The organism is Sporolactobacillus shoreae, from assembly GCF_004684935.1.
GTDB classification, from domain to species: domain Bacteria; phylum Bacillota; class Bacilli; order Bacillales; family Sporolactobacillaceae; genus Sporolactobacillus; species Sporolactobacillus shoreae.
Genome location: NZ_SRJD01000010.1, coordinates 92,685 through 104,465, shown reverse-complemented (window position 1 = coordinate 104,465; position 11,781 = coordinate 92,685). Strand labels below are relative to the sequence as shown.

The window sequence follows — 11,781 nt, the reverse complement described above, 5'->3', positions numbered from 1 at the left end:
TGCTTTTTCCCCTTGATCTTCTTTATTTAAGCGAAACACACAGCTTTATTTTCCAGGACCATACGTTTTCTGAGCGTCGCAAGCACATTTTTCAGTTGCCCCGCTTTGTCGCCTTCAACCACGACCAAGCATTCTTCATCGCGGGACAGATTGGCAATCAGTACGGACAGAAGTTCCGGAAGCTGGTGGATCTGCTCCACTTTACTTTTTCCGTAAACATAGACCGTCTGCTGCATTTTTTCGCAATACCGATAAAACCGTATCATTTGTTTGACATGAAAGGCCACCGCATAGACTTTGAAAGAAAAAATACTCTTCATTAATTTTCCTCCTCGGATTCATCATTGGTTTCCGGGATTTTTCTATTTACTTTATTGATCTTACATGTCTATTATGAACTTTCCCTGAACGGTACCTGTCATTACGATAAAATTCCAATATCTATGAAAAGAAATACAAAAATGGGGGTCGCAGCATTTTGCGACCCCTCAGATTTTTTTCGATCAGGCTTTGATGTCCCGTTTGGTATAGAACAGCCAGCCGGCCCCCAGAAAAACAACATAATAAACAGCAAGCACGATCAGCGAAAAGCCGAGCGACATGTCGTTACGGGTCTGCTGACCATTAAAATACTGATTCAGATCCATATTGGTAAACAGCACGTACTTGACCCAGTCATACTGGCTGATCAACGCCAAAATCGTATTGGAACCCATCATGAGAAAGATCGTCAAGCCGATGGCCAGCCCACCGTTTCGGAATAATGCGGCGATAACACCGGCCAATGTCACCATCATAATCAGCTTGACAGCGTCCAGAAGATAATTCTGCCAGGTAGCCAGAACCCAGCTGGTTTCATGCACCGCTCCGTTGATATAACTGAGATGCGCTTCGCCCCCGCTGAATCCGAAGAACAAGCCGCCGATCAACCACGAAAAAAGGAACAAGACGACGAGGCACAGGAGAGAAAACAACAGGGATGACACATATTTCGAAAGCAGGATTTCCGTCCGGGAGATCGGCCGGATCATCAGGAGCTTGACGGTTCCTGTATTGAACTCGCTCGCGATGGAGTTGGCCACAACAATAATGGTAAAAATACTGATGACTAGGATCATAATCGGCGTCGCATTTTCAACAAAGCTCCAGAGTGTCATCTGACGGTCCGGAGCGATATTGTGGTCGATCCGGTACTGATTGATGGCAATCTGGCTTTTGTAGTAGTTCTGATAGGAGTCGTTATCCTTCATCTGGGTCAACGCCTGCTGGTACTGCGTGTTTTGCTGCTGCAGGCTCTGTTTCCAGTGCGTGTCCTGCGTAGGGTGCTCCGGTGCGTTTAATTTTACAATGAGCGCGCCGAGTAGAAGCAACCCGATCAAAATTGCTGCAAAAACTTTTGCCGAATTTCTGCGATAAATTTTCATATTTTCATTTTGAATCAGTCCGAGAAAATTAGCCAACGCTCTTACCTCCCGTCACTTCAAGGAACCGGTCTTCCAAAGACTGGGTCACTGAAACAACCCCATAAATTTTCACCTGGCTGACGACAAGTGTATCGACAACCACCGGAATCTTTTCATGTTCAATCGCCAATTCAATGGCATCGGATTCGATAGATGCGGCATCCAGCGACAATTTTTGCTTCACAATCTGTGCGGCCGACTGTCCATCGTCAACCGTAAACCGCACTTTCCCTTCGCCTTCACCCATGAAATCACTGACCGTTTCAACGCCGATCAGTTTGCCCTTTTTAATAATGCCGATCCGGTCACACATCAGCTGCATTTCTGACAGGAGATGGCTGGAGACAACAACGGCCACGCCTTCCTTACGGGACAGCTCATGCAGATAATTGCGCAAGTCGTGAATCCCCTGTGGATCGAGGCCGTTCGTCGGCTCATCAAGAATCAGTACGGACGGATGGTGAAGCAGCGCCTGAGCCACGCCCAATCGCTGCCGCATACCGAGCGAGTACTTTTTCACTTTCTCATGGATTCGGTCCTCCAGATCCACGAGTTTGACAACTTCCATGATCCGTTCCTTGCTGATGCCGGGAATCATCCGCGCATAATGCACCAGGTTCTGATAGCCTGTCAGGAACTTATACATCTCCGGATTCTCGACGATTGCGCCGACCTGGCGCATCGCCTGTTTGAACTCACTTTTAACGCTGTGTCCCTGAATAAAAATGTTACCCTTTGTCATCCGCATCAGGCCAACAATCATGCGGATTGTGGTCGTTTTGCCGGCCCCGTTCGGCCCGAGAAAACCAAACACTTCGCCGCCGTAAATTTCAAAGCTGAGGTCATCAATGACTGTTTTACTGCCGAACTTCTTCGTGACATGTTCCAGTTTCACCGCAGGCTGCTTCTGCGGTTCTGTGTTAATTCCCATACTCTTTCACCATCCAATCGACTAAACTGAGATTTTCCGTGCTGCGGATCTCCTCGACACTTTTTACATCCAAAATTTCGCCGTTCTTAATCAGAATCACCGTATCGAGCAATGGCTCAATTTCCTGCAGCTCATGGGTGGTTAGGACCACCGTTTGCTTTTCCAGATCAATAAATGAGATCAAACTTCTGACAATCGACTGCCGCACCATCGGATCCAGCCCCGAAAGCGGCTCATCCATCAATATGTAGGGCACGTCGCGGGCCAGTGCAGCAACGATTTTCAGCCGGCCTCGATTTCCTTTGGAGAGGTGTTTCACCTTCTGGTTTCGATCCAGCTTCATAAAATCGAGCATTTCCTCGGCTTTTTTTCGGTTGAAATCGCTGAAGGTCTGTTCGTAAAAATCGACGGTCTCTTTCACGGTAAAAAAAGAATAATAGCTGTCAAGCTCTGAAAGATAAGAGACCTTGCTGCAAATCCGGCGGTTCGCGATCTCTCCATCGACGAGAACCGTGCCTCTTGTGGGACGAATCAGCCCGGAAATTAGTTTCAGTGTTGTCGATTTCCCGCTGCCGTTCGAGCCGATCAGTCCGATGATGTGGCCGGGCTCGATCTGAAAGCTGATGCCATTCAATGCCTTTTTTGTCAGATAGCGCTTTGAAACACTTTCGAGTTGGATCACGGCTTTTCCTCCTTTTTATTAAAATAATTTTGAAGCCCTTCTACCATTTCCGATTTCGAGTAGCCCATTTCACTCATCTCGCGGACAAAGCCGGAAATATGCTGCTGCTTCAGCTGGTTACGCATTCGCTGAAGGATCTCCTGATTTTCAGTGACAAAAGTGCCCTGTCCCCTTCTCTTCTCCACAATCCCCGCCTCCTCCAGTTCGCGATAAGTCCTCTGCACGGTATTCGGGTTGACCCCTGAATCGATAGCCAGATCGCGCACGGAAGGAAGCTGGCCACCGATGCCGATCTCTCCGCGAATGATCTTGTTTTTGATCCGGTCACACAGCTGGAGATAAATTGGAGCGGATGTATTGAACAATTCTGCCATCCGGATCAACCTCCTTAAATAGATTTCTGTTCATCGATCAGGACACCTCCAGTTTGTGGTCCATCAGCCAGGAGGACCCCGCGAAGAGAAGAGCCATGACCAGGAGATCCATAACAAAATTACCGATATAGATATGACCATGAAAAAATGAATAAGGCAGCAAGAAATTGGCTACCGAGGACGGCAGTTCTCCCCAATTATAGAAAAATGCAAGAATGCCCCACTGACTTAATTTCACCAATAATAAGATCATAAGAATCACACCAACTGGAAGAATAATCCAAACAAGTCTGCCGATTCTGGAGCGGATAATACGTTCTATTGTCCATAAAAACATGAATACTATTCCGATATAGAGAGCCACCCAGTACAGGTAGGCAATTAGCACAGTAGCGGTCCGATACACATGGACTCCAGCCGGCAGTGAGACATACGGAATCAATAGGGAACCAATCCACGTATAAATGCTTGCTACCAAAAAAGAGAGCGTCATATAGATCAGACCAACAACCATCTTTGCTCCTAGCATTGACCAGGCGGGCAGTGGATTGTTTAACCAAAGATGAAACGTCTTTCTTTCTTGAATGGCGTTGACAATCAGATAACCGAAAAGATAAAAGAAATGTAACGTCATAAGAACGACTCCAATAATAAACATCACTGAACGATATCCTACGCCTCCATCTTGAAGAGCACGAAAATACAGCCATACTCCAAAAGCCATTAGCACCAGTTCAAAACCAAGAAAAACAAAAAATCCAAGACTGCCTAGCCGTATTTCTTTTTTAAATAAAGCCCTCCAAGCCGTCATCATCCATCCCCCGCAATAAAAGTTCGAGTATTAATGTATTAGGCATATAGTACACTAGATGTAAAAAGATGTCAATATACTTCAGCTACAGAAAATTCAATGAATGGGAATCTTTTTCAGCTGGTTTATCGGAACATGTTTGTCGAATATCGGAACTTACTTGTCGACTATCAGAACTCGTTTGTCGAATATCGGAACTTACGTATCGATTATCAGATTTTCACCGAGTTCAGCCTGATGATATCAGCCATAGCCCTTCTTCCCCAGCCGCTTTCCGTTATGCTATAATTTAGTGAAGAACGATATAAAATTGGAGTTGATGGTTCATTCATGCTTGATTATCAGCAAAAACTGTCGGTCATTGAATCCTTTCCCGAGCTTGAAAAAAAGGAAGTTTCGCTGAGCCGGCTTAATTTTCAGTATACGGAAAGTGCGGCGGATAAAAAGAACGTCGTTTTTCACCTGCATCCTAACGGCAACGGTTATGTGTACGCACGGGGAATTGACGGATACGAAACGGACGAAAAGGGATTAGTGAACATCCGTGATTTTTCGGAAGACGAGCTTCGTACAATACTTGAGAAGGCCATCCACGCGCTTTCGCCGGAGGGCATCTATGAAGTGAATACCGCTGATGGCATCGATCATGAGATCTGGAGCAACCGCGACCGGCAGAAGCTTGAAGTGATTTATGATAATGAGCTCTGGAATGTATACGCCGGCGACCTTCTTGATGGCACATTCCGCACGTATAAGGAAGCGAAAGAATATCTGATTGAAGAAGGCTTCCACCCTCAGAAATAAGCAGTGTCTGTGGCATTAGCAGATTCCATCTTGATGTGCAGACAAGCAAATGCATCGTTAAACACACGCGAATGCACCTATTCAATCGTGGTAAAAAAATCGGCCTGTTGATCACTCAAACACCGTTGATGGCAAATGAATCAACGGTGTTTTGTTTGTGGCATTTTACTTTTATTAGCGGAGTGGCCCCACTAGATGAACCGTTGAGGGAAACGGCACAATGAGTGAATACTTGAAGCTTATTTTACGAAACACGGAAGGAAATGGATCAGATAAGGTCCCAAACCTGCCCCTTTAATACGCTCTGTCAACAGACTTGCAAAGATGATCAGCAAAAAGGGAAAATATCAATAAAAATTTCATTTTCAGAATGGAGCGGCCCGTTCATCTAAATTTTTTTTTCAATTCAACGCGGGACCAGCGGGTTCATTCTTGGCTTATCAGTGGAATCTGCCAACGTTTTCTCTGCCCGACCACTCAGAATTTTATTGACAGCTCAATGACGGTTTTATAAAATTAGTTTTATACAACTGATAATGATTATCATTGCTAATTATTCAGGGGGTTAATAAATGCTTGTCACCAGATACATGAAAGGTTTTATCGTGTCCCTTATTGCTTTATTCATGGTGCTGAATCCGATCCCGTCCTTTGCCAAGGACGCGAACGCCTCTCTGCCTGCCTACATCGAGAAATTGGGCGGAGCCAAACAGTCGATGCAGGACGGAGACTGGGAAAAAGCCGCTGCTCAGGTGAAGCAGCTGAAGAAGGATTGGATGTCCGTCGAAGGTGATGTGGTCAGCCAGTCGCATGGTGTCTATGAAAAATCAGAAAAAAGCCTTGGAATGATGGATGGCTATCTGTCCAGTCCGTCCAGCCGTGAAAAAGCGCTGCCCGTAATCGATGAAATGATCGATAATCTTCAGCCGCTGGCGTCGGCTAATTACGGGGTCTGGGATGCCGCGTTAATCCCGATCCGTGAGGGACTCGAAGCCGTGCTCGTCATTGGTGGGCTTTTAACTTTTGCGAAAAAGGCCGGTTCAAAGCAGGCCAAAATCTGGGTCTGGAGCGGGACAAGTCTCGCCATCCTCGTCTGCACGGCAATCGGTGCACTGGTTACTTTCCTGTTTTCAACAGAAGCGTTCGGCACTAATAATTCGCTCATCAATGGCTGGTCGGGTGTCCTGGCAAGCCTGATGCTGCTTTATGTCGGCTACTGGCTACACCGTAACGCGGATATCACACGTTGGAATCAGTTCATCCGCTCTAAGACCGAACAGGCTCTTAGCCTGCGCCGGATGACCATATTCGCCGTGCTCGCATTTGTCGCCGTACTCCGAGAGGGTCTCGAAACCGTTATTTTTCTCTTTGGATTGGCCGGGCGGATGCCAGCGTCAAAACTGGTTCTCGGCATTGCGCTTGGCCTTGGCATACTGACTGTCATCGGATTTCTGATGCTGCGACTTAGCGCGATTCTGCCGCTCCGTCCCTTCTTCCTCGTGTCAAGCATCATCGTTTTTTACCTGTGCTTTAAGTTTATGGGATCCGGGATTCACAGCCTGCAAATGGCGGGCGTACTCCCGTCCACCATCTCGGACGCGCTTCCGTCGTTCAACGGCCTGAGTATTTTCCCGTCCTGGTACAGCACGATTCCGCAACTGCTTGCCCTGCTGATTTTCATCTTTATTTTTATCCGCGGTCAGAAGTTTACTTCCCGCACAAAAAAAACGACTGAGGAAAATTGATTTTACGCTTTGAAAAGCTGAAGTGCTCAGCCCGTTTCCGGAACAATAGGAAATGGGCTTTTTTTAGGACCAAAAATGGAGCTTATCAATGAACGATGCAGCTTTATCAATAAAAATCTGTAATCTTTCGATAAGTAGAAAGGACCTATCGATAAAATCCAGCAAGCTATCGATGAAATCGAGCAAACTATCAATAATTTCGGACTTTCGTATTCGTTCCGTTTTTCTTATTCGCTTCCTGCCCCTATATATAATTAAGGAAATCAGTTTCTTCGTCGGAAAAAGTAGCGATTTTCGAAATAACAAGGATGGCAGAGTGACTGCCTATCCCAGGCATGTCCAGGACTTGCCTAGGATTCGAAATCAGTTTATTGACGTGTGAACCGATCCGTCAAAAAAATTTAAAAGAGATCCATCCAATTTTGGACAGACCTCTTTTTTAAATTAATAGGATGTTTTATCAAGCGTTCTGGTGGCTGCGCACACTGAGTGCCTGTTTTGCGGTGATCAGAGCCAGCTTATAAACATCGTCGGCGTTGCAGCCGCGAGATAGATCGTTGACCGGTTTGTTTAACCCCTGCAGGACCGGGCCGATCGCGACGAAGCCGCCCAGGCGCTGAACCATTTTATAGCCGATGTTGCCGGCATCGATATTGGGAAAAATGAAGACATTCGCCCTTCCTTTAAGTGGTGAATCCGGCGCTTTCTTTGCGGCAACCTCCGGAACAAACGCCGCGTCAAACTGCAGCTCTCCGTCGATCAGCAGCTGGGGCGCCCTCGCTTTTGCCAGTCTGACCGCTTCCGTTACTTTATCAATGGTCGGATCCTTTGCCGAGCCTTTCGTTGAAAAACTGAGCATGGCGATTCTCGGATCAATACCGAAAAGCTTCGCTGTTTCGGCAGATTCCACGGCAATTTCAGCCAGTGTTTCACTGTCCGGCGAGATATTGATGCCGCAGTCGGCGAAGACATATTCCTCTTCGCCCCTGACCATGATGAAGGAGCCGGAAATACGCTTTTTGCCCGGCTGGGCCTTGATGATCTGCAGGGCCGGGCGAACGGTCGATGCCGTCGAATGGGCCGCTCCGCTGACCAGGCCGTCGGCTTCTCCCGTGTATACAAGCATCGTGCCGTAATAACCCGGGTCCTGAAGCCATTCCGTGGCCTGAGCTTTATCCGTCTTTCCCTTTCTCCGGTCCACAAGCTCGCGGATCAGAAATTCCATATTTTTTTCTGTATCAGGGTGTCTGAACAGGATCTTTCGCTCAGCCGCCAGCCTTCTTAACTCTTCATCAGCTTCTCCAATTTTTCCGATCAGGATTGGCAGAACTGTGCCGTTCACTGCCAGCTTTTTGACCGCCGCCACAACACGTTCGTCCTCACTTTCAGGAAAAACGATGGTGGGCCTGTTCTCCTTTATTTCGGCCTCCAGCTTGTCAAACAAATCCGCCATTGTGCGATTCGCCTCCCAATTTTACGTGCACCTGCATCTCTTTTAAGTATAAACTAAAAGCCGTCTTCATACAGCGGGAATCGGGAAATCGGGCGAGCAGATTTTGGTAGCGCTGTCATTATTGTCACAAAATTTTAAAATATGATAGGCGGCTTAAGATACCGAAAAGAATGGACTCCGGTTGTTTTTTCTGTCATCTTTCCCGGCAGGCAGCATATCCTTAATATGTCTTTGATCCGTAAAATGAATGAACTGAGAAAAGCCTGCATTTTTATGATAAGGAGGCTTGTGCATCCATGCCTGCCATTCAGTTTTCATCAAGCGATGTTTCGCTCTTGGCCCGTCTGATGCGGGCAGAGGCTGAAGGTGACGGTCATCTGGGCATGCTGATGGTCGGAAATGTCGGGGTCAACCGGGTGCTGGGTAACTGCCTGGATTTTCGCAATATCAGAAGTGTTTCGCAGATGGTCTTCCAGAGTCCAGGCGGGTTCGAGGCCACTCAGAAGGGATACTTCTATCAGGCGGCCCGATCTCAGGATAAGCGGCTCGCCCGGCGCGCGCTCAACGGTGAGCATTTCCATCCCGCATCCAACGCGCTTTGGTTTTTCCAGCCCGTGGGCGCATGTCCGGCGCAATGGTTTAATCAATGGAACACCGGCCGCTTTAAAGCCCACTGTTTCTTTTCGCCTTCACAGTCTGTCTGTCCTGATGTTTATTAAGCCGTCTCGAGAACTACATCAAGATATAAGGAGTGATTCAACATGAGCACGCAATTTCCACCTGAAAACTGGCCGTACGGCGCTTCTTTCAGTTCAGACGGCGGTCAGAACTGGGACTTTTCCAGGCAGCAGACGCCACCACAGCAAACAGGGACCGGCTCTTTTCCCTTCGCCGGGCAATTCACCCAGCCGTCCGGTGCGCCTTCGCCTGCGCCCCAGACACTTCCCTTCCCTTTTCCATCTGAAACCATACCTGTTCCGCCCGCAGGCCAGGTTCCAGGCCAGATGCAGCCGGTCCCGGCCGCACCGATACTTGTCGAACAGTCCTACATCGAAAACATCTTAAGGCTCAATCTTGGGAAAAAAGCCTCAGTTTACTGTACCTTTGAGGGCAATAGAGAATGGAACGCCAAAGTCTTTACCGGAACCGTTGAAGCCGCCGGGCGCGATCATGTGATTATAAAAGATGAAAATTCAATTACACGATTTCTTATCCCGATGGTTTTCGTTAATTACGTGACTTTCGAAGGGCCGATGAACTATAGTTATCCCTTTGCGCCGGCTCAGCCGGGTGGAAGGCCTTAACCAATGAAGAAAGCCAGGCTGTACGCCGGCCGGCTTTCTATTTAAATAGCGGACAGGCTGTGGTGTCCGCAAAATGTGCCGTTTTCCTGTTTTCACAGGAACCATTACATATGTGTCCGTTCACCTTTTTGTTCCCCGGCTTTTTGAAACAAAGGAACTGCTTTCTGCACTTTAAAATGAGGGATATGTATCTCTTTAAAATGAACTTCCATGATCAAGATGCTGGCCATGACCAGTCCCGCGCCTAAATAACCTCTCACTGAAAGAATTTCTCCCGCAAAAATAAAAGCGAAAGCTGCCGCGAACACAGGCTCCAGTGTAAAAATCAGTCCCGCGTGGGCCGACGAGGTGTATTTCTGGGCGATCGTCTGCAGCATATAACCGGCTGCACTGCAGACGATGCCCAGTCCGAGAACGGAAATCCATGATCCCGTCGTTTCCGGTATTTGAGGTCCCTCGACGATCCATGCGATCATGAGCGCCAGGACGCCTGTGAATCCCATCTGCCAAATACCCAGAGTCACCGGATTTACCTGCTTCGTAAACCGGCCGGCGAGCAGAATGTATAATGCGTTAAAAAATGCACCGAGTACGCAGTAGAGGTCGCCGGATTCGGGAGTGATCCGGCCGTTCCATGTGAGCAGACCGATGCCGAGTAAAGAAACGGCCGCTCCGATAATAATTTTGAATTCAGGCTTATTCCGAAAAAAAAGAGCACTCAGAAGCGGCACGAAAACAACCGTCAGGCTGACCAAAAATCCGGCTTTTGAAGCGGACGTCGATTTCATTCCCTCCATAATGGACACAAAAACACCGAGCAGGACAATCCCAAGAATCATTCCGTAAATTAGGGTTCTCCTGTCCGTACGGCGCAACTTGCCGGCAAAAAGAACTGCGGTGATCCCGAAAGCAAGCAGAAACCGGAGAGCGATCAGATTATAGATTCCCAAGCTCTCTAGCCCTGTTTTCATAAACAAATAGGACGATCCCCAAAACGCCATAACCATAACCAGGATTAAGTCCGCTTTTTGCCGACTCATATGCTCATCTCTTCCGTTTGTTATTAACTCCGGAGTTTAGTATACATTTTGTTTTTGCATTAATAAAATGAATGTTTATAATTAAAGTAATGAATTTTATTCATGGAGGTGGAACAGCTGATGAGTCTGGTACAGTATGAGATTTTCATTAAGGTTGTGGAGTTGAAAAGTTTTACTAAAGCTGCGGATCAGCTTGGTTTGACTCAATCTGCGGTCAGCCACGCAATCACGGGTCTTGAGACGGAATTCGGGTTTCAGCTGATCAGCAGGAGCCGATCAGGGATGACCCTGACCCGTGAAGGGGCTCAGCTCCTCCCGTCTATACGAAGTGTCCTTCAGGATAATGAGAAACTGCATCAGGAAGCTTCGGCTATTCTTGGCGTGACGGCGGGGACACTCTGTGTTGGTGTATTCACAAGTGTTTCCCGGCACCTGTTGCCGCAAATCATCCAGACGATGGACAATCTTTATCCTCAGGTAAAAATCCGGCTGACGGAAGGAAATTATGAGGAGATTGAAGAACAGACGATCAGCGGCAAACTGGATTGTGGCTTTGTTAATAAATTTCATTCAGATCAGCTGAAAGTCACTCCGCTTCTCAAGGACCGAATTCTTTGCATCGTGTCTCCGGAAAGCGCCTTGTATGATCAACTCGCGATCTCCTTTGACCAGATTGAACAGGTACCGTTTATTATGCCGGCATTCGGCGGTTATCATGAAGTCAAACGGATTCTCGCTGAGAACCATGTTCACCCCAATGTCCGCTTTGAACTGATGGAGGAAAATGCAATTCTGGCGATGGTTGCCCATCATCTCGGTATCAGTATCCTCCCTGAGTTAGTCCTTCCCGAAGACATTGCGCCGCTGAAAGCCATCCCGCTCGAAACGGACAGCTACCGAACCATCGGCCTTGCCACCGGTTTCCATCCGTCACCTGCCGCGAAACAGTTTGTCGCTGTAACGAAGCAGGTGATCGGACTGGATGCGGATCTCGCTTGATGGATGTGGAGCAACAAGAACATATATCAGAACTCAGACAGATTTATCGGAACTCAGCAAAATATATCAGAACTCAAACGATTTTTTCGGAACTCAGTAAAATATATCAGAACTCAAGCGATTTTATCGGAACTCAGAAGTTTCCGGTTCGCCTTTCGCAAGGTCTTCCGCTGTG

Annotated in this window: 13 protein-coding genes; 5 read left to right on the top strand and 8 right to left on the bottom strand. The window is 47.6% G+C overall.

Annotated elements, in window-relative coordinates:
* Positions 1-26: 26 nt before the first annotated feature.
* The 6 genes from E4665_RS10080 to E4665_RS10055 form a co-directional block, all read right to left on the bottom strand.
* Positions 27-320, bottom strand: coding sequence for a hypothetical protein (locus E4665_RS10080; protein WP_135348667.1), 294 nt, complete (start codon positions 318-320; stop codon positions 27-29).
* Between the two features lie 183 nt (positions 321-503).
* A complete protein-coding gene (locus E4665_RS10075; protein ID WP_241654797.1) occupies positions 504-1,460 on the bottom strand; it encodes an ABC transporter permease in 957 nt (318 codons plus the stop codon).
* Entirely contained in the window at positions 1,453-2,394 is a 942-nt protein-coding gene (locus E4665_RS10070; RefSeq protein ID WP_174845477.1) for an ABC transporter ATP-binding protein, read from the bottom strand. Before E4665_RS10070 ends, E4665_RS10075 begins: the two co-directional genes overlap by 8 nt.
* On the bottom strand, positions 2,384-3,076 hold the full coding sequence (locus tag E4665_RS10065; protein WP_135348666.1) for an ABC transporter ATP-binding protein: 693 nt from the start codon (positions 3,074-3,076) through the stop codon (positions 2,384-2,386). The genes E4665_RS10070 and E4665_RS10065 overlap by 11 nt, the downstream gene beginning before the upstream one ends.
* On the bottom strand, positions 3,073-3,450 hold the full coding sequence (locus E4665_RS10060; protein WP_135348665.1) for a GntR family transcriptional regulator: 378 nt from the start codon (positions 3,448-3,450) through the stop codon (positions 3,073-3,075). Before E4665_RS10060 ends, E4665_RS10065 begins: the two co-directional genes overlap by 4 nt.
* A 37-nt stretch (positions 3,451-3,487) precedes the next feature.
* Positions 3,488-4,261 carry a V-type ATP synthase subunit I domain-containing protein gene (locus tag E4665_RS10055; RefSeq protein WP_135348664.1) on the bottom strand — a complete coding sequence of 258 codons (774 nt, stop codon included), beginning with the start codon at positions 4,259-4,261 and terminating at the stop codon, positions 3,488-3,490.
* Positions 4,262-4,591: 330 nt separating this feature from the next.
* Between E4665_RS10055 and E4665_RS10050 the strand changes: the two genes are divergently transcribed.
* Positions 4,592-5,065, top strand: a complete 474-nt coding sequence (locus E4665_RS10050; protein WP_135348663.1) for a hypothetical protein — start codon at positions 4,592-4,594, stop codon at positions 5,063-5,065.
* 572 nt (positions 5,066-5,637) lie between these two features.
* On the top strand, positions 5,638-6,810 hold the full coding sequence (locus E4665_RS10045) for an FTR1 family protein (RefSeq protein ID WP_135348662.1): 1,173 nt from the start codon (positions 5,638-5,640) through the stop codon (positions 6,808-6,810).
* 460 nt (positions 6,811-7,270) lie between these two features.
* Here E4665_RS10045 and pta read toward each other — a convergent pair whose 3' ends face one another.
* Complete coding sequence (gene pta, locus E4665_RS10040) at positions 7,271-8,263, bottom strand: phosphate acetyltransferase (protein WP_135348661.1); 993 nt, start codon at positions 8,261-8,263, stop codon at positions 7,271-7,273.
* 296 nt (positions 8,264-8,559) lie between these two features.
* Between pta and E4665_RS10035 the strand changes: the two genes are divergently transcribed.
* Both E4665_RS10035 and gerQ read left to right on the top strand, forming a co-directional pair.
* Complete coding sequence (locus tag E4665_RS10035; protein ID WP_135348660.1) at positions 8,560-8,982, top strand: cell wall hydrolase; 423 nt, start codon at positions 8,560-8,562, stop codon at positions 8,980-8,982.
* A 42-nt stretch (positions 8,983-9,024) separates the two neighbouring features.
* Positions 9,025-9,567: a spore coat protein GerQ gene (gene gerQ / locus E4665_RS10030; protein ID WP_135348659.1), complete on the top strand. Its 543-nt coding sequence runs from the start codon at positions 9,025-9,027 to the stop codon at positions 9,565-9,567.
* Between the two features lie 104 nt (positions 9,568-9,671).
* Here gerQ and E4665_RS10025 read toward each other — a convergent pair whose 3' ends face one another.
* Positions 9,672-10,607, bottom strand: a complete 936-nt coding sequence (locus tag E4665_RS10025; RefSeq protein ID WP_135348658.1) for a DMT family transporter — start codon at positions 10,605-10,607, stop codon at positions 9,672-9,674.
* A 120-nt stretch (positions 10,608-10,727) separates the two neighbouring features.
* Here E4665_RS10025 and E4665_RS10020 point away from each other — a divergent pair, with 120 nt between their 5' ends.
* Positions 10,728-11,606, top strand: coding sequence for a LysR family transcriptional regulator (locus E4665_RS10020; RefSeq protein ID WP_135348657.1), 879 nt, complete (start codon positions 10,728-10,730; stop codon positions 11,604-11,606).
* Positions 11,607-11,781: the final 175 nt, after the last annotated feature.

Coding starts and splice junctions, on each gene's coding strand:
- gerQ (WP_135348659.1), top strand. CDS start 9,025: ATGAGCACGCAATTTCCACCTGAAAACTGGCCGTACGGCGCTTCTTTC.
- pta (WP_135348661.1), bottom strand. CDS start 8,263: ATGGCGGATTTGTTTGACAAGCTGGAGGCCGAAATAAAGGAGAACAGG.
- E4665_RS10045 (WP_135348662.1), top strand. CDS start 5,638: ATGCTTGTCACCAGATACATGAAAGGTTTTATCGTGTCCCTTATTGCT.
- E4665_RS10025 (WP_135348658.1), bottom strand. CDS start 10,607: ATGAGTCGGCAAAAAGCGGACTTAATCCTGGTTATGGTTATGGCGTTT.
- E4665_RS10080 (WP_135348667.1), bottom strand. CDS start 320: ATGAAGAGTATTTTTTCTTTCAAAGTCTATGCGGTGGCCTTTCATGTC.
- E4665_RS10055 (WP_135348664.1), bottom strand. CDS start 4,261: ATGACGGCTTGGAGGGCTTTATTTAAAAAAGAAATACGGCTAGGCAGT.
- E4665_RS10070 (WP_174845477.1), bottom strand. CDS start 2,394: ATGGGAATTAACACAGAACCGCAGAAGCAGCCTGCGGTGAAACTGGAA.
- E4665_RS10060 (WP_135348665.1), bottom strand. CDS start 3,450: ATGGCAGAATTGTTCAATACATCCGCTCCAATTTATCTCCAGCTGTGT.
- E4665_RS10035 (WP_135348660.1), top strand. CDS start 8,560: ATGCCTGCCATTCAGTTTTCATCAAGCGATGTTTCGCTCTTGGCCCGT.
- E4665_RS10050 (WP_135348663.1), top strand. CDS start 4,592: ATGCTTGATTATCAGCAAAAACTGTCGGTCATTGAATCCTTTCCCGAG.
- E4665_RS10020 (WP_135348657.1), top strand. CDS start 10,728: ATGAGTCTGGTACAGTATGAGATTTTCATTAAGGTTGTGGAGTTGAAA.